An 18,155-nucleotide genomic window follows, 5' to 3' on the forward strand; every position below is an offset into this window, starting at 1 on the left:
TCCACCAACGCCTCCGGAGTCGCCTTCCCGTACTTCGCCAGCAACCGCGCATCCAGCGAACCCGCGTTCACACCGATCCGGATCGGCGTACCCGCGTCGTTCGCAGCCCGCGCGATCTCCTTCACCTTGTCGTCGAACTGCTTGATGTTCCCCGGATTCACCCGCACCGCCGCACACCCCGCGTCGATCGCCGCGAACACGTACTTCGGCTGGAAATGAATATCCGCGATCACCGGAATCTGCGACTTCTTCGCGATCACCGCCAACGCATCCGCATCATCCTGCGTCGGACACGCCACCCGCACGATCTGACAGCCCGACGCCGTCAACTCCGCGATCTGCTGCAACGTCGCACCCACGTCCGACGTACGCGTCGTGGTCATCGACTGCACCGACACCGGCGCATCCCCGCCCACCGCCACCGACCCGACCTGGATCTTTCGACTGACCCTCCGGTCGGCGAGCTTGATCGGAACGGACGGAATTCCGAGAGAAATCGCAGTCATGCGCTGAGCATCCCCAAGGTGTGGATCGAGGTCCCGAGATCGGCGGGCTCCGGGCTTCGAGGTTACGTCACCGGCGGCGGCCCGGCGCACACCGCGTCCGGGAGCGCCGCGCGGAGGGCGGGCCCGGACACACGCTGTGTGCCGGGCCGTCACCCTTGGTTCACCGGACCGGTCGGGAGATCAGGAGATCTTGACCGGATTGACGATGTCGGCGACCAGCACGAGCAGCGTGAAGCAGATGAAGACGCCCGCGACGACATAGGCGACCGGCATCAGCTTGGCCACGTCGAAGGGGCCCGGGTCGGGGCGCTTGAAGACCCGTGCCACATTGCGGCGCAGGGCCTCCCAGAGCGCTCCGGCGATGTGCCCGCCGTCGAGCGGCAGCAGGGGCAGCATATTGAAGAGGAACAGCGAGAGGTTGAAGCCGGCCAGCAGGAACAGCATCATCGCGATCTGGTTCTGCGCCGGTACGTCCAGCGTCATCACCTCGCCACCGATCCTGGCCGCGCCGACGACGCCCACCGGGGAATCGGCCGCTCGCGGGGCGTCGCCGAAGGCGGCGTTCCACAGGTCCGGGATCTTGGACGGGAGGGCGATGATCGAGTCGACACCGTTCTCGATCATGTCTCCCATGCGGACGACCGAGTCGCCGAAGGAGAGCGGGACGATCTCGGTCTGGGCGGCGAAGCCGAGGTAGCCGGCCGGGACGAACTTCCCGGGGATCACCTCGCCCTTGGAGTCCTTCTCGGCCACCGAGTTCTCCTGGAGCACGGCGTGGAGGGTCTTCTCCTGGCCGTCGCGCAGGACGGTGACGGTGGCGGGGCCGATGGTGTCGCGGATCTTGTCGGAAAGCGTGGCCCAGTCGTCGACCTTCCGGCCGTCGAAGGCGACGATCCTGTCGCCCTTCTTCAGTCCCGCGGCCTGTGCGGGCGAGACCGGGTCGGACTTCTTGCAGGTGTCGCGCTTCTCGCTCTGGGCGATCACGCACTTCTGGACCCCCGCCACCTCGGTGGTCTGGGTCTGGAACCCGAAGGTCATCGCCACGCCGAGGAAGATCGCGACGGCGAGGACCAGATTCATGAACGGTCCGGCGAACATCACGATGACGCGCTTCCACGGCTTGCGCGTGTAGAAGAGCCGCTTCTCGTCACCGGGTTCGAGCTCTTCGAAGGCTGCCGATCTGGCGTCCTCGATCATGCCGCGCCACGGGGAAGTGGACCGCGCCTCCAGGCGCCCGTCCGGTCCCGGCGGGAACATGCCGATCATGCGGATGTAGCCGCCGGCCGGGATGGCTTTGATCCCGTACTCGGTGTCGCCCTTCTTCCGCGACCAGATCGTCGGCCCGAAGCCGACCATGTACTGCGGAACGCGGATGCCGAAGAGCTTCGCGGTCGAGAGGTGTCCGAGCTCGTGCCAGGCGATGGAGAACAGCAGGCCGATGACGAAGACGACGATGCCCAGAATCGTCAACAGGACCGTCGTAATACTCATGCGCGCGCCTCCGCTGTCGCTTTCGCCGAGAGTTCACGGGCCCGGGCGCGTGCCCAGGTCTCCGCTTCGAGGACGTCTGCGACCGTGAGCGAAGTTCCCGTGGCGGGGGTGCCGTGTTCGGCGACCACCGCCGTGACCGTATCCATGATTCCGTTGAACGGCAGCAGCCCTGCCAGGAATGCGTCGACACATTCCTCGTTCGCGGCGTTGAACACGGCCGGGGCGGTGGCACCGAGCGTGCCCACGTGCCTGGCGAGCCCCACGGACGGGAAGGCCTCGTCGTCCAGGGGGAAGAACTCCCAGCTGGACGCCTTCGACCAGTCGAAGGCGGGTGCGGCGTCCGGGACGCGCAGGGGCCAGCCGAGGCCGATGGCGATAGGGCCCCGCATGTCGGGGGGCGTGGCCTGGGCGAGGGTGGAGCCGTCGGTGAATTCCACCATGGAATGGACGTACGACTGGGGGTGGACCACGACCTCGATCCGGTCGAACGGGATGTCGTAGAGGAGATGCGCCTCGATGACCTCCAGTCCCTTGTTCACCAGGGTGGCCGAGTTGATCGTGATGACCGGTCCCATGGCCCAGGTCGGATGGGCGAGGGCCTGCTCGCGTGTGACGTCCGCCAGCTCGCTCCTCGTCCGTCCCCGGAAGGGGCCGCCGGAGGCGGTGACGACGAGCTTGCGTACGTCGGCGCGGGTGCCGGCGCCCAGTGCCTGGAAGAGCGCGGCGTGCTCGGAGTCGACCGGGATGATCTGGCCGGGCTTCGCCAGCGCCTTGACCAGCGGGCCGCCGACGATCAGCGACTCCTTGTTGGCCAGGGCGAGCGTGCGGCCCGCCTCCAGCGCGGCGAGCGTGGGGGCGAGTCCGATCGAGCCGGTGATTCCGTTGAGCACGGTGTGGCAGTCGCTCGCCGCCAGCTGCGCGGCGGCGTCCGGCCCGGCCAGGATCTCGGGGAGCGGCTCGCCCGTCCCGTACTGCTCGCGCAGCGCCTCCCGGAGCGCGGGTACGGCGTCCGGTGCGGCGACGGCCACGGTGCGCACCCGCAGTTGCCGCGCCTGCTCGGCAAGGAGTGCGACCCGTCCGCCCGCGGCGGAGAGTCCGGTGACGCGGAAGCGGTCGGGGTTGCGCAGCACCAGGTCGATCGCCTGGGTGCCGATGGAACCGGTGGAGCCGAGGATGACGAGATCCCGGCGGCCTTCCGCGGCGTCGAAGACGAGGTGCGGGTCGGCGAGGGGGGCAGGGCTGTCGCTCATGCCCCCCATTGTTGCCGCATCGGCTGTGAGTGTGGACAGTGCGTCCCCGCGCCGGGTCGACGCGGGGACGGCGAAGCCGTGCTCGGCCCGTGGCGCGGACCCGTTCCGCCGGGCGGCCAGGACCTCCCGCGGCGCACCGGCGAAGGCGGCGGCCGGGAGCCGTACCTCGCCGGACGCGTCCGTCCCCGGGCCGTCACCGACGGTTCGCCGTCACCGTCCCTGCCGCCCGAGCCGGCGGCACCCGACCGGCGACAGCACGGCGAGGCGCGGCACTCGCCCGCCCCGCACGCCCGTCGGCCGTACTCCGCCCGGTGGGGCGGGGTACGGCCGACGAGGGGGCGTGCGCACGCGGTGGACAACGGGTCAGCGAATGGGGCGGTGGACATCGTCCCGGGTGGACGGCCCCGGGGTGGCGTCGGCGATCCACGGCCCTTCGCCGCTCGGGTCGATGATGCCGTCCTCCAGCCAGGTGTACGCACCGGACAACACGCCGTCGACCATGCGCCGGTCCAGGTCGTCGGTGTTGGACCACAGGCGGGTGAAGAGCTCCTCGACCCGGACACGGGACTGGTGGCAGAAGACGTCGGCGAGCCGGTACGCCTCGCGGCCGTGGTCGCCGGAGGAGCGCAGCAGTTCGGCGCGGACACAGGCGGCGCTCATCGCGAAGAGCTCCGCGCCGATGTCGACGATCCTGCCGAGGAAGCCCTGCTTGGTCTCCATCCGGCCCTGCCAGCGCGACATGGCGTAGAAGGTGGAGCGCGCGAGCTTGCGGGCACAACGTTCGACATATCGCAGGTGGGTGGACAGGTCCGGGTGCCCGGCCGGGTTGAACTCCCCGTAGGTACGCGGGAGTTGTCCCGGCCCCGCGACGAGCTTGGGCAGCCAGCGGGCGTAGAAGCCAGCCGCGTTGGCGCCCGCTCGCGCCTTGGCGGAGAGGGGCTTGTCGGGGTCGATGATGTCTCCGGCGACCTTCAGATGGGCGTCGACGGCCTCACGCGCGATCAGCAGGTGCATGATCTCGGTGGAGCCCTCGAAGATCCGGTTGATCCGCAGGTCGCGCAGGAGTTGCTCGGCGGGTACGGCCCGTTCGCCGCGGGCGGCGAGGGACTCGGCGGTCTCGAAGCCCCGGCCGCCCCGGATCTGGACCAGTTCGTCGGCCATCAGACAGCCCATCTCGGAGCCGTACAGCTTGGCCAGGGCGGCTTCGATACGGATGTCGTTGCGGTTCTCGTCCGCCATCTGGGAGGAGAGGTCGACCACCGCTTCCAGCGCGAAGGTGGTCGCGGCGATGAAGGAGATCTTGGCACCGACGGCCTCGTGCCGGGCGACCGGTCTGCCCCACTGCTCGCGCACCGCCGACCACTCGCGGGCGATCTTCAGGCACCATTTCCCGGCGCCGACGCACATGGCCGGCAGCGAGAGCCGTCCCGTGTTGAGCGTGGTGAGGGCGATCTTGAGCCCCGCACCCTCGGGGCCGATGCGGTTGGCGGCCGGGACCCGGACACGGTGGAAGCGGGTGACGCCGTTCTCGAGGCCGCGCAGACCCATGAAGGCGTTGCGGTTCTCGACGGTGATGCCCGGGGAGTCCGCCTCGACGACGAAGGCCGTGATGCCGCCCTTGTGACCGTCCGACTTCGGGACGCGGGCCATCACGACGAGCAGGTCGGCGACGACCCCGTTGGTCGTCCACAGCTTCACACCGTCGAGGATGTAGTCCGACCCCTCCGGAACGGCCGAGGTGGCGAGCCGGGCCGGGTCGGAGCCGACGTCTGGTTCGGTGAGCAGGAACGCCGAGATGTCGGTACTGGCCAGCCGGGGCAGGAAGGCGTCCTTCTGCTCCTGGCTGCCGAAGAGCTTCAGCGGCTGCGGCACGCCGATGGACTGGTGGGCGGAGAGCAGCGCACCGAGGGCGGGGCTGGCGGAGCCGACCAGGGCGAGGGCCTTGTTGTAGTAGACCTGGGTCAGGCCCAGCCCGCCGTACTTCGGCTCGATCTTCATCCCGAGCGCGCCGAGCTCCTTGAGCCCGTTGATCACCTCGTCGGGAATCCTGGCCTCACGCTCGATCTGGGCGCTGTCGATCCTGGTCTCGCAGAAGGCGCGCAGCCGGGCGAGGAATGCCTCGCCGCGCCGGACGTCGTCCGCGGGCGGCAGCGGATGCGGATGGATCAGGTCGAGCCGGAAGCGGCCGAGGAAGAGTTCCTTGGCGAAACTCGGCTTGTGCCAGTCCTGTTCGCGCGCGGCCTCGGCCACTTGGCGCGCTTCACGCTCGGTGACCTTGGGCGTGTTCTTCGGGGCGGATGGTGCGGACATGAGGAGCTCACCTCGCCGCGTCGTGGGATGGGCGGACACGGCCGGAACGCGCGGAGGCATGCGCGCCTGCCGAGCCGTACCAACCGGTGCTACTTGTCCTGATGTACCCGATTCCCGGCGCGCCCACCATCCCCGGAACGCCGATCGGGTCGACAGCCACTCCACTGGCCAGCCCCGCGGTGACACGGCGGCCGGGCCGTGGTCGGACGCCACGGGCTCAGGGCGTGCCGCTGCCCTGTCGGTCGCCGCCCGGGCGCCGGCTCAGCGTCATCAGAATGAGACCGGTCAGCAGAAGCGCGCTGCCCGGCAGGCTCCCCCACCCCCGGATGTCGGGGCCGAGGATGTCGGGGTCGTTGAGCACCAGCAAGAAGAGCACCTGCCAGCACAGGGCGGCGGCAGCCACCAACTGGCCCCAGCCGAAGACGCGAGGGCGGTGCACCGGTCGCCGGTTCACGGGGAGCACCCAGCCACGGGTGAGCGCCGCCACGCCGGAGGCGGCGAAGAGCAGTGCCAGCAGAGCAAGAAGTACGGCGAGGTAGAGCATCATGGTCACTCCCTTCGCGCCGGACCCGCGCCGGACGCCCCGCGTGATCATGACACCCGCCGTACCGCGCGTCCACACGCTTCCCGGCAACCTCGTGATCGGCCGGCCGAGCTCTGGTGACCCGGGTCGGAATTTCTGCGCCGGACCAGGGATCGCCGGAGGTCCGTCCTGCAGCTCCCCGACCACGCGGCCCGAGGCGGCCCGGCCCCGGCACCACCGGTGCGGCCGGTGGTGCCGGGGCCGGGCCTCGCGTTCAGGGCCCGCGTGGCGTCCGCACGGGGCGCTTTGCCGCGGCAGCCCCGGACCCTGCCGCGAGCATCGAGGCGGTCAGGCCCCGTTGGTGTTGATGTTGACGTCGATGACCGCGTTCTTGATGGCCCTCTCGACCGCGGCGACGATGGTCTTGGTGTCGGCGCCGGTGCCGACCTGCCCCGCGAGTGCGGTGATCGCGGCGGACTGGGCGGCCAGGGTCTTGTCCATGCGGCGGATGCGGGCCTGGACGTCCTTCAGGATGGACTGCGCCTGCCAGGTCGGATTCGTGCTGTGGTCCGCGGCGTCTGCCGGGCCGCCGATCGCATCGGTCTTCCACACGGCGTCGAAGATGTCCTTCTTGGTGATTCCTGCCATGGGGTCCTCCTCGTGGTCGGAGCCGGGGTTCCAGCTCGCGGGGTGCTTCAGCCGCTCGGCCACATCGGCGCGGAGCCCGGCCATGGTGAAGCCGCGGGGGTCGATCTTGTCGCTGGACCACTCCAGGTGGCCGATCACGGACTTCGCGGACCAGCCGTGCTTCCGGCAGAGCGCGGCCTGGACGCGGACTATCGCGTCGTACTGGGCCTTGGGCCAGGGGTCCTTGCCGTCGCCGAGGTTCTCGCACTCCCACCCGTAGAACCGGCTGTTGCCGTCGACACCGTTGCTGTTGCCGCGGGTCGGTGGGGTCGGGCGGGTGCCGTAGGACTCGGAGACGACCTGCTCCAGCACGCGCGGGTCGCCACCGCCCGCGTGATTCGCGCGGCCCCAGCCGACCATGTGCACACGGCCGTCCTTCGCGATCATCCCGTGGCACAGCGGTCCCGGCAGGGCTGCGTAGCCGTCCCGCACGGTCGCGACCGTGGCAGCGGTGCCCTTGGTGACCGTGTGGTGCACGATCGACCCGTTGACCGGTCCCCAAGCCCCCTTCGAATTGCGGTTGTGGGTGGTCCAGTTGCCGACCTCCACCACGCGCACACCTTCGGCGCGGAGGGCGGTGAGGACGGCGGCGGCCGTCAAAGGAGTGGCCATTCAAACCTCCTGGTCACTGAGGGCGGACACGGGGGCCTGGAACAGGGTCGTCCTTCGTTGCTGATCGGACGCGAGTTCGGCGCCGGAACGAGGCACGGATGCGTGCCGGCGGTCTCGTCCTTCATCGGCCCGTACCGGCATCCGTCCGCGGCCATGGTGTTCCCCTTCGGCCCGCGTCGTACACGACGTCACGGAACTTCCCCTCGAAGCCGTTCGACCCCCGTCGGTCTCCTCCATCTTCTCCACCCGGAGAACGGCACCTGACGGGGGGTCGGTGTTCGTCCCTGGTCCGCGTCCACGTGCGGGACCCGTGTCCCGGCAGTTCCCGCGGGCCGATGCGGAGAAACGCAGAAACGGCCGGTGCCCCCGCACAGTGGGCACCGGCCGTCTCTCTGCCGCCTGTTGTCGTGCTGTCCAAGGCGGATCACAGGCGACGCTGGTGGATCGGTTCGATCCGGTTCGCGGTCCTACAGGGCGAGGCCGGTGAGGACCAGCACGCGCTCGTAGGTGTAGTCGTCCATCGCGTAGCGGACGCCCTCGCGGCCGACGCCGGACTGCTTGGCGCCGCCGTACGGCATCTGGTCCGCGCGGTAGGAGGGGACGTCGCCGATGATCACGCCGCCGACCTCAAGGGCGCGGTGGGCGCGGAAGGCGGTCTGCAGGTCGTGCGTGAACACACCGGCCTGCAGGCCGTACTTGGAGGAGTTGACCGCCGCGAATGCCTCGGCCTCGCCGTCCACCTTCTGCACGGAGAGCACCGGTCCGAAGACCTCCTCGCAGGAGAGGGTGACGTCGTCCGGGAGCTCGGCGAGCACGGTCGGGGCGTACGTGGCACCGTCCCGCTTGCCGCCGGTGAGGAGCTGGGCGCCGGCCTGGACGGCCTCGTCGACCCAGGACTCGACGCGCTTGGCGGCGTCCTCGCTGACCAGCGGGCCGACATCGGTGGCGGCGTCGGACGGGTCGCCGGTGACCTGGGCCTCGACGGCCGCGACGATCTTCGGGACGAGCCGGTCGTGGACCGAGGCGTCCACGATGACGCGCTGCACGGAGATGCAGGACTGGCCGCCCTGGTAGTTGGAGAAGGTCGCGATGCGGTTCGCGGCCCAGTCCAGGTCCTCCTCGGAGGCGTAGTCGCCGAGGACGACGGCGGCGCCGTTGCCCCCGAGCTCCAGGGTGCAGTGCTTGCGCGGCACCGACTCCATGATCGAGTAGCCGACCGGGCCGGAACCGGTGAAGGAGATGACCGGCAGGCGCTCGTCCTGGACCAGGGCGGGCATCCGGTCGTTCGGGACCGTCAGCACGGACCACGAACCGGCCGGCAGGTCGGTCTCGGCCAGCAGCTCACCCAGGATCAGCGACGAGATCGGGGTGGCCGGGGCGGGCTTCAGGATGATCGGGGCACCGACGGCGATGGCCGGGGCCACCTTGTGGGCGCTCAGGTTCAGCGGGAAGTTGAACGGCGCGATGCCGAGGACCGTGCCGCGCGGGAAGCGCCGGGTCAGACCGAGACGGCCGGTGCCGCCGGCGTCGGTGTCGAGGCGCTGGGCGTCGCCGCCGTTGAAGCGACGGGCCTCCTCGGAGGCGAACCGGAACACGGAGACGGCACGGCCGACCTCGCCACGGGCCCACTTGATGGGCTTGCCGTTCTCGGCGGAGATCAGCTGGGCGATCTCCTCGGTGCGCTCCACCAGACGCCGTACGACGTGATCGAGGGCGGCGGCCCGGACGTGCGCCGGGGTCGCGGCGAACTCCTCGCGCACGGCGTGCGCGGCCGCGACGGCCTCCTCGATCTGCGCGTCGGTCGGCACGCTGACGGTGCCGACGAGACGGCCGTCCCAGGGGTTGGTGACGTCGAAGCTGTCCTCGCCGGTGGCCTGGCGGCCGGCGAGCCAGAAGGCGTGGGTGGAAGTCATGGCGGGTCCGGCCCTTCGAAGTCGTGGGGTGTGCTGCCCCCCACCGTAGGGCCGCGCGGCCGACCTGGCGTTTGTCCGAGGTGGAGCAGAGCGCGACGGGGACACGCCGCTTTGTCGGATGCACCGACGGGATCGCGGGGGCGGGGCCGTGCAAGCAGCGGGTACGGATCGGAGCCGACGGGCGGCCCGCCCCTCCGGGCGGCCGCTACGGCTCCGGCGTCGCGGGGGAGCCCGTGGCCTTCAGGGCCAGCCACAGCTCCATCCGGACGTCCGGATCGTCCAGTGAGCGGCCCAGGATCTCCTCCACGCGACGCATCCGGTAGCGCAGGGTGTGGCGGTGGACGCCCAGGTCCGCCGCGGCCGCGTCCCACTGGCCGTGGTGGGCGAGCCAGGCCCGTAGCGAGGCCACCAGGTCGCCGCGGCCCTTGGCGTCGTGCTCGTGCAGGGCGCGGAGCATTCCGTCGGCGAAGGCCCGCACGGCGTCGTCCGCGAGCAGCGGGAGCACCGAACCTGCCGCCAGCTCCTCGTGCTCGACCAGCGCCCTGCCCCGGCGGCGGGCCACCGACAAGGCCTGCTCGGCCTGCTTGTACGCGGCGGAGACGGCGATGGGGCCCACCGGTGCCGACAGGCCCACGACCACCTGCGCCTCCTCCTCCGCCGTCGCCGGTTCACGCACGGGCCGTGCCTCCCGGGCCTCCTGCGCCTGCGCGTACGCCGCGCACGCGGCGACCGCCGCTCCGCCGTCCGCGGCCAGGACGACGAGCCGCTCGCCCTCGTCCACGCTCAGCAGGGCCTCTCCGGTCCGGAAGGCCGCCGCTTCCATCGCCTCGCCCAGCGACGCGGTCGCCGAGGGGGCCGACGCCTCCGCGATGAGCAGCCGGAACGGGGCATCGAGCAGCCCCCCGTACAGATCCCCGGCGACGGCCCGCGCGTGGTCGGGCTGGCCGGCGAGCAGCATGCGCAGCACCGCCGCACCCAGCCGCTGCTCCGCGCCCTGGAGGGACCGGGAACGGGCGGTGGTGAGGGTCAGCAGGGCGACCGCCGAGTGCACGGCGTACCGCTCGGCGGTACCCAGTGCCGCGCCGGTGCCGACGGCCAGCGCGCCCCGGACGCGGCGGCCGGTGCCCAGGGACTGGAGCTCGACCCGGTCGTCGGTGTCGCCGACGACCACGCTGGCCGGGGCGGGACGCTCCCGCAGCCGCTCCACGTCGGGGGTGAGCCGGGCGGCCCGGCGCGCGGCCCACTCGGGGGCCACGGCGACGACCGCGCCGGAGGCGTCGTACAGCGCCGCCCAGCCGTCGACGTGCGTGGCGAGCCGACACAGGAGTTCACCGGGGCCGTCGCCCGCGAGCGCGGCCTTCGTCAGCTCCCGCTGGGCCTCGAACCCCGCTGTCACCGCCCGGTACTGATCGGCGGCGATCGCCGACGACACGGCCTTGGCGATCGCGAGGAACGGCGTGCGACGCGGCACTTCGAGGAGCGGCAGTCCCCCTTCCTCGGCGGCGTCGATGAGCGCCTGCGGCACGTCGTCGTAGTTGACGCCGACGGCGAACCCCAGACCGACGACCCCGGCCCCGGCCAGCCGCCGCACGTACCGCCGCATCGCCTCGGGATTCTCGGCGTCGAGGTTGGTGGCGGTGACCAGCAGGAGCTCACCGCCCTCCATGTACGGGACGGGGTCGGTCAGCTCGCTGGCGTGGGCCCAGCGCACGGGCGCATCGAGCCGGTCCGCCCCCGCACGCACCGTGAGTTTGAGCGCCGAATGCTGGACGAGCGAGGCGAGAGTGGGGGGCATGGGGACCGTGGGACCTCAGAAATCGATTTTCGCCGTCCCGTATGAACGACTCCTCTCGATTCTGCCAGGGCGGCAGGGTCCGGGGTAACCGCTCTCACACCGCGGGCCCCGCCCCCGCACCGCTCAGAGCCTGTCGGGTGATCTCGGACCGGACCGCGTCCGCCCGGTCGGAGGCCACCCGACGGGCTCTCAGCCGTTCAGGTCCACCAGCAGGGGCGGCGCGTGCTCCCCCCGTACGGTCGTCAGGGACAGGACCGCGTGTCCGGCCGGTACCCGGTGGGCCAGCTCGGAGGCCGACCAGCGTTCCCGTTCGACCTGCCGCACGGTCACCGCGTCGGTGGTGACCGCCTTGCCGGTGACCAGTTTGCGGAAGGCGTGGATGGCCCGCGTCATGGGCTGGTCGGCGAAGACCGTGCGCTGGGTGACGTCGCGGGTCTCGACCCACTCCGTCCCCCAGGCCTCGGCGAACTTCTTCCCGTCCCACGTCGTGATCCCGGAGAACGCCATCCGGCAGCCGACCGCGCCGAGCAGCGCCGTGTGCAACTGCTCCGGCACGTCGTCGAGGGTGCGCAGGGTGAGTACGGCCCCGGCGTGGGCGGAGCGCAGCCGCTGGATTCCGCGGACGGTGTCGGGCGTCAGGGTGTGGGTCGCGTCGTCGAGGACCAGACAGGCGAACAGGGAACGGTCGGTACGGGCCGCGGCGCTCGCCGTGAACTGGGCGAGGACGAGGCGCGCCAGCACCCGGGACGCCTCGGCGTGGCCGCGTTCGGGCAGATCGATACGGACCCGCAGCGGGTGTTCCAGGGCCCGCGGCGAGAAGGGGCGGGACTTGCCCGTGGTGTCGAAGAACTCCGCGAAGGCCGGCCGGTCGAGCAGCGCCACCCGGTCGGCCAGGGCGGGGCCCGGGTCGCCGGTCGACCCGGACTGGCGTGCGCGGGCATCCAGCTCGCGCAGCATGCCGGGGTGACCGCTCACGTCGAGCGCCTCCCGCAGAGCGGTGAGGGCCTCGGGCACCCCGTCCAGGAGTTCCCGCAGTTCCGGCACGGAGGGGAAGCGTCCGTGGGCCGCCCGGAACGGGCCGAGGAGCTGGGCGAGGGCCGTGGCCGCACGCCTGCTGTCCACCTCGGGGAGGTCGCCGACCAGGCCCTCGGCCAGGACGGTCGCGGCCTCGTCGGGGTCGCTGGCGCCGCCGTACAGATCGAGGTCGTGGACGGAGGACGCGTCGCCGATCTTGATGACGACGTCGAAGCCCTGGTCGCCGCCGAGCCGGGTACCGGCCGCGCACACGGCGACGACGGCGGCCTGTCCGGCGAGTGCCTGCAGTGCGAGGGCCTCGACGACGGGCCGGACCAGTGCCCGGCTCTTGCCCGCTCCCGGCGGCCCGACGGCGAGCAGGGAGGTGCCCAGCAGTCCGGGGTCGAGGGCGATGCCGCTGCCTCGGCGGGCGTACGGATTGCGCTCGCCGTCCTCGACTGCGCCGAGCCTGACCTGCTGGACCAGCAGATCGTGCCGGGCGGCGCGGACCGGGAGGTCGCGTGCGCCGGAGGGGTGGGCGCAGGCGGCGGAGCCGTTGCGCAGCACGGTGTCGGCGAAGGCGGGGAGCCGGGAGTGGTCGGCGCGCACGGAGGTCCAGGCGCGGCGGATGCGGACGTAGTCGACGTCGTTCATCCGCCCGGAACGGGTCTCCTTCGCGAGCTCGGCGGCGACCCGCTGCTGTCCTGCGGCGCGCAGGTCGGGCCATTCGGCCGGGTCGTCCTCGCCGCCCACCTCGACGGCGTCCGCGCCGCCGGGCGCGGTCGGCTTCGACGGGTCGCGCTGTTCCCGGCCCGGCGCCGACCGCGCGGGCCCGCGGGCGCGCCATGCCTCGGCCCAGCCCCCGAGCCTGGCGAACGGCCACACGATCACCAGGGTGAGCAGGACGTACAGTCCGTAGCTGATCACCGGGGACAGCGGCCGGTCGGGTCCGAGCCACGAGCCGGGAACCAGGCCGAAGGCCAGTCCCATCCCGGGCACCGTCCCGTTCCAGACGAGGATCCAGACCAGCAGCGCGCCGATCGCCGCGCCGCCCGCCCGCGCCGCGGCGCCCCTGGCCGCAACGCACCGTTCGAAGGCGGTCGGCCAGTTGCCCAGGCGGCCGAATCCGTAGACGAGGCCCCCGATGATCAGCAGGCGGTAGATGTCGAGCGCGCGGACCGCTCCGCGGGTCTGCGGCCGGTCGTCGAACGGTCCCCACCAGTCGCCGGGGGTGAAGAGCTTCAGCGGAACCCGCCAGTACGGGATGTAGTTGTTGCGCAGGAGCGACCAGACGAGGACGCAGGCCAGCAGCGAGATCACCGCGCCGCTCACCAGCGCGCGGTCCGGGGGGCGCTCCTTCTCCTCGGCGGGCCGGGGGGTGTGGCCGAGCCGCCAGACACCGGGTTCCGCGGCGGGCCTCGGGGTGCGGAGCCAGTCCCCCAGGGAGGGGCCGGACGCGGGGGCGTATCCCGGCCTCGGGGGCAGCTCGGGCGGTGGCGGGCCGGCCGGGCGCGGCACCGGTGGACCGGAGCGGGTGCCGCGCGAGTCGTACGTGCCCTCGGTGTCCATGTGCTGTCCCTCGTCCCCTGACCAGCGCCGACCGGTAACTCCGGGCGCACGCGCCCGAAGTCATCAATCTAGTGCCCCGTGCCACCCCGTCGGACGCGGTCCGGCGGGATGTCTTCGGCGCGCCCGGGGAGCCGTCGTCCCGTCCGCGCACCGCCGCGGCCCGGCCCGAAACCCCCTCGCTATGTCCGTGACGGACAACCGCGTCCGGCCACCACTCCCGAACGGAACATGCCGGACCCCGGGCCCCGCCCATAGCCTGCAGACAGAGAAGCGTCCGAAACACCCCACAGGAGCCCCTCATGACCGCAATTCCGCAGGAGCGCCGCGTCGTCACTGCCATTCCCGGCCCGAAGTCGGTGGAGCTGCAGGCCCGCCGCCTCTCGACGGTGGCCGCTGGTGTGGGCTCCACCCTGCCGGTGTTCACCGCCCGCGCCGGTGGCGGGATCATCGAGGACGTGGACGGCAACCGTCTGATCGACCTCGGTTCCGGCATCGCCGTGACCTCGGTCGGCGCCTCCGCCGAGGCCGTCGTACGCCGTGCGTCCGCGCAGCTCGCCGACTTCACCCACACCTGTTTCATGGTCACGCCGTACGAGGGGTACGTCGAGGTCTGTGAGCAGCTCGCCGAGCTGACGCCGGGCGACCACGCCAAGAAGTCCGCGCTGTTCAACTCGGGCGCCGAGGCCGTCGAGAACGCGGTGAAGATCGCCCGCATCTACACCAAGCGCTCCGCGGTCGTCGTCTTCGACCACGGCTACCACGGCCGCACCAACCTCACGATGGCGCTGACCGCCAAGAACATGCCGTACAAGCAGGGCTTCGGGCCGTTCGCGCCCGAGGTCTACCGGGTGCCGGTGGCGTACGGCTACCGCTGGCCGACCGGTGCCGAGAACGCCGGTGCGGAGGCGTCCGCCCAGGCCATCGACCAGATCACCAAGCAGATCGGCGCGGACAACGTCGCCGCGATCATCATCGAGCCGGTGCTCGGCGAGGGCGGCTTCATCGAGCCGGCCAAGGGCTTCCTCCCGGCGATCGCCCAGTTCGCCAAGGACAACGGCATCGTCTTCGTCGCCGACGAGATCCAGTCCGGCTTCTGCCGTACCGGCCAGTGGTTCGCCTGCGAGGACGAGGGCATCGTCCCGGACCTGATCACCACCGCCAAGGGCATCGCGGGCGGTCTCCCGCTCTCCGCCGTGACGGGCCGCGCCGAGATCATGGACGCCGCGCACTCCGGTGGCCTCGGTGGCACCTACGGCGGCAACCCGGTGGCCTGCGCGGGCGCGCTCGGTGCCATCGAGACGATGCGCGAGCTGGACCTGAACGGGAAGGCGAAGCGCATCGAGGAGGTCATGAAGGGCCGCCTCGCCGAGATGCAGGCGAAGCTGCCGAACGGCGATGTCATCGGTGACATCCGCGGCCGCGGCGCGATGATCGCGATCGAGCTGGTGAAGTCCGGCACGAAGGACCCGAACCCGGAGGCCACCGCCAAGCTCGCCAAGGCCTGCCACGCGGAGGGCGTGCTGGTCCTCACCTGCGGCACGTACGGCAACGTCCTGCGCTTCCTCCCGCCGCTGGTGATCGGCGAGGATCTGCTGAACGAGGCCCTCGACGTCATCGAGCAGGCTTTCGGCCAGATCTGATCTGTACGAACCCCCGGCGGTGGCAGAAGCCGTTCCGTCGGGGTTGCAGGGGGGCCGCGTGTGGGCCTGTGAAGAGTGTGTGGGGGGCCGATGGCGGGATCCGTTTCCGTCTGTCGGTCCCCCATCGGCTGACGTACGGTTTCTGCAGATGAGAGAAACACCCCGCCCGCAGGGGACTGCCGGCGACGCCGGGTCGGAGCTTCCCCAGCACCTTCCCGGCCGTGCCTTCGCGCACACCACTGGGGCCTTCGGCTCCGGAACTCCTCACCGATCGGATGGCCGCTCGCCCCAAACCCCCCGGGGCGCGCGGCAAACCGATCCGACCGGCCGCCCCGGAACCACCCCCCCTGTTCTCGGGCGGCCGGCTCTTCTCGTCTCTCTGGTGACGTCCTTCCTCGCTCTCTTCGCGCTCACCACCTGGCAGGTCGCGGCCGCCGGTCCGCTGCGCGGCCTGGACGAGCGGACCGGACGTGCCGTCGTCGGACACGGCCCCGGCCGGCTGACCGAACTCCTCGCCGATCTCGGCAATATGCAGCTCGCGCTCCCGGTGCTGGGCTGCGCGATCGTCTGGGCCCTGGTGCGCGGCGCACGCCGCGAGCCGTTGTGCGCGGCGCTCACCATGGCGACGGTGCCCCTGCTGATCGTCCCTCTGAAGGCCTGGATCGCCCGTCCGGGACCGCTGACCGACGCCACCGGCTACTACCCGTCCGGCCACGCGGCGACGGCCGCGGTGGCGTACGGGACGGCGGCGCTGCTGGTCGCGCCGTATGTGCGCCGGCCGTGGATGATGCCCGTCGCCGCTGTCTCGCTGACAACGGCGACGGGCATCGGTCTGGTGCTGTGCGGCTATCACTGGCCGCTGGACGTGCTGGGCAGCTGGTTCCTGTGCGGCCCGCTGCTCCTGCCGTGGGCCCTCAGCTGCCGAAGTAGGCGTCGAAGTTCTTCGCGAACTCCCCGTTGTTGAAGCGGTCCCAGTTGATCGACCACGTCATGAGTCCGCGCAGCCCGGGCCATGTCCCGTGGGTGGCGTACGAACCGCAGTCGGTCTTCTTCGTCAGGCAGTTCAGCGCCTTGGTCACCTCGGCGGGGGCGGTGTAGCCGTTGCCCGCCTGGGTGGAGGCCGGCAGGCCGATGGAGACCTGGTCGGGTCGGAGCCCGGGGAAGACCTTGGTCCGGTCCCCGGCCACCGGGAATCCGGCGAGCAGCATGTCGGTCATGGCGATGTGGAAGTCCGCGCCGCCCATCGAGTGGTACTGGTTGTCCAGGCCCATGATCGAGCCCGAGTTGTAGTCCTGGACGTGCAGCAGGGTCAGGTCGTCGCGCAGTGCGTGGATGACCGGGAGGTAGGCGCCGGCGCGGGGGTCCTGGCCGCCCCAGGGGCCCGAGCCGTAGTACTGGTAGCCGAGCTGCACGAAGAAGGTCTCGGGGGCCATGGTGAGGACGAACTTGTCGCCGTACTTCGCCTTGAGCGTCTTCACCGCGGAGATCAGGTTGACGATGACCGGAGTGGTGGGGTTCCGGAAGTCGGTGTCGCCGGTGTTCAGCGAGAGCGAGTGACCCTCGAAGTCGATGTCGAGGCCGTCGAGACCGTACTCGTCGATGATCTTGCTGACCGAGGAGACGAAGGTGTCACGGGCGGTGGTGGTGGAGAGCTGCACCTGGCCGTTCTGGCCGCCGATGGAGATCAGCACCTTCTTGCCCGCGGCCTGCTTGGCCTTGATGGCCGCCTTGAACTCGGCCACGGACTCGACGTTCGGGCACTCCGTGACCGGGCAGAGCGAGAAGCGGATGTCGCCCGAGGTGACCGAGGTCGGTTCGCCGAAGGCGAGGTCGATGACGTCCCAGGAGTCGGGCACGTCCGCCATGCGCGTGTAGCCGGAGCCGTTGGCGAAGCTGGAGTGCAGGTAGCCGACGAGTGCGTGCGCGGGCAGGCCGCCGCCGGTGCCGCCGCCCCCGCCCGCCGTCGTGGTGACGGAGACCGCGGCGGACTTGGCGGACTCACCGGCGGAGTTGGTCGCGGCGACCTGGAAGCTGTACGCGGTCGAGGCGGCCAGCCCCGTGACGGTCGCGGAGGTGCCGGTGACCGAGAGGACCTTCGTGCCGCCCCGGTAGACGTTGTAGCCGGTGGCCCCCGAGGAACCGGCCCACGAGAGGTCGACCGAGGAGGCGGTGGCCGTGCCGGCCTTCAGCCCGGCGGGGACGGCGGGGAGCGCGACCGGGTCGCCGCCCGGTCCGACCAGGCTGACGTCGTCGGCGTAGTAGGCGGGGGTGCCGTACCAGCCGTGGGTGTGGACGGTGACGGAGGTGGTGGCCGGGCCGGTCCTGAACGTGGTGGTCAGCTGTTTCCAGTCGGCCGCCGACTGCGTCCAGGTGGACACGTCGGTCGTGCCGGTGCCGTCGGCGCCGAGGTAGACGTAACTGCCCTGCACCCAGGCGCTCAGCGTGTACGTGGAGTCCGGCTTGACCGTCACGGACTGGGTGCACTTGGCGTTGTCGCTGCCGGCCGGGGTCGCCTTGAGCGCCGAAGTCCCGCTGTGGGCAGGCGTGCTGACGACGGCTCCGCTGCCGCCGGTGCAGTTCCAGCCGTCCAGGCCCGCCTCGAAGCCGCCGTTGCGCATCAGATCGGAGTCCGCGGCGGCGGCGGACGGTGCGGTGGCGGCGAGGCCGCCCGCGGCGAGCAGGGCGGCCGAGAAGGCGGCCAGAAATCCGGTAAATCGGGCGGGGGGTCCCGTGCGTTCCACAACGGCCTCCGTGCATGGGGGAATTGAGTGCGGCGGCCACAACATGGTCCAGACCAATCAGGTTGTCAAGACCTCTGTCAGTGGCCCGGCCGCACCCGGGTCCC

Annotated in this window: 12 protein-coding genes; 2 read left to right on the forward strand and 10 right to left on the reverse strand. The window is 71.5% G+C overall.

What is annotated here, in order from left to right; translation table 11 throughout:
- The 9 genes from ACIQCZ_RS28885 to ACIQCZ_RS28925 form a co-directional block, all read right to left on the reverse strand.
- Positions 1-506 (reverse strand): flavodoxin-dependent (E)-4-hydroxy-3-methylbut-2-enyl-diphosphate synthase (locus ACIQCZ_RS28885; RefSeq protein WP_402286697.1); only part of this gene is annotated, 506 nt, incomplete at its 3' end.
- A gap of 180 nt (positions 507-686) precedes the next feature.
- Entirely contained in the window at positions 687-1,997 is a 1,311-nt protein-coding gene (locus ACIQCZ_RS28890; RefSeq protein ID WP_402286272.1) for a M50 family metallopeptidase, read from the reverse strand.
- Entirely contained in the window at positions 1,994-3,247 is a 1,254-nt protein-coding gene (dxr, locus tag ACIQCZ_RS28895) for a 1-deoxy-D-xylulose-5-phosphate reductoisomerase (RefSeq protein ID WP_402286274.1), read from the reverse strand. Before dxr ends, ACIQCZ_RS28890 begins: the two co-directional genes overlap by 4 nt.
- Positions 3,248-3,610: 363 nt before the next feature.
- Positions 3,611-5,557 carry an acyl-CoA dehydrogenase family protein gene (locus tag ACIQCZ_RS28900; RefSeq protein WP_402286276.1) on the reverse strand — a complete coding sequence of 649 codons (1,947 nt, stop codon included), beginning with the start codon at positions 5,555-5,557 and terminating at the stop codon, positions 3,611-3,613.
- A 217-nt stretch (positions 5,558-5,774) separates the two neighbouring features.
- Positions 5,775-6,152: a hypothetical protein gene (locus tag ACIQCZ_RS28905; protein ID WP_402286277.1), complete on the reverse strand. Its 378-nt coding sequence runs from the start codon at positions 6,150-6,152 to the stop codon at positions 5,775-5,777.
- 276 nt (positions 6,153-6,428) lie between these two features.
- A complete protein-coding gene (locus ACIQCZ_RS28910) occupies positions 6,429-7,379 on the reverse strand; it encodes an N-acetylmuramoyl-L-alanine amidase (protein WP_376221518.1) in 951 nt (316 codons plus the stop codon).
- 467 nt (positions 7,380-7,846) lie between these two features.
- Entirely contained in the window at positions 7,847-9,292 is a 1,446-nt protein-coding gene (locus tag ACIQCZ_RS28915) for an aldehyde dehydrogenase family protein (RefSeq protein WP_402286280.1), read from the reverse strand.
- A 205-nt stretch (positions 9,293-9,497) separates the two neighbouring features.
- A complete protein-coding gene (locus ACIQCZ_RS28920; protein WP_402286282.1) occupies positions 9,498-11,087 on the reverse strand; it encodes a PucR family transcriptional regulator in 1,590 nt (529 codons plus the stop codon).
- A gap of 189 nt (positions 11,088-11,276) precedes the next feature.
- Positions 11,277-13,670 carry an ATP/GTP-binding protein gene (locus ACIQCZ_RS28925; protein ID WP_402286284.1) on the reverse strand — a complete coding sequence of 798 codons (2,394 nt, stop codon included), beginning with the start codon at positions 13,668-13,670 and terminating at the stop codon, positions 11,277-11,279.
- 299 nt (positions 13,671-13,969) lie between these two features.
- Here ACIQCZ_RS28925 and gabT point away from each other — a divergent pair, with 299 nt between their 5' ends.
- Together gabT and ACIQCZ_RS28935 are read left to right on the forward strand one after the other, a co-directional pair.
- Complete coding sequence (gene gabT, locus ACIQCZ_RS28930) at positions 13,970-15,310, forward strand: 4-aminobutyrate--2-oxoglutarate transaminase (protein ID WP_351083830.1); 1,341 nt, start codon at positions 13,970-13,972, stop codon at positions 15,308-15,310.
- A gap of 148 nt (positions 15,311-15,458) precedes the next feature.
- A complete protein-coding gene (locus ACIQCZ_RS28935; protein ID WP_402286286.1) occupies positions 15,459-16,274 on the forward strand; it encodes a phosphatase PAP2 family protein in 816 nt (271 codons plus the stop codon).
- On the opposite strand, the gene ACIQCZ_RS28940 is transcribed toward ACIQCZ_RS28935, so the two are convergent.
- Complete coding sequence (locus tag ACIQCZ_RS28940) at positions 16,225-18,051, reverse strand: chitinase (protein ID WP_402286288.1); 1,827 nt, start codon at positions 18,049-18,051, stop codon at positions 16,225-16,227. The two genes, ACIQCZ_RS28935 and ACIQCZ_RS28940, sit on opposite strands and share 50 nt — an antisense overlap.
- Positions 18,052-18,155: the final 104 nt, after the last annotated feature.

It is taken from the genome of Streptomyces sp. NPDC093149, from assembly GCF_044754145.1.
Taxonomy (GTDB): domain Bacteria; phylum Actinomycetota; class Actinomycetes; order Streptomycetales; family Streptomycetaceae; genus Streptomyces.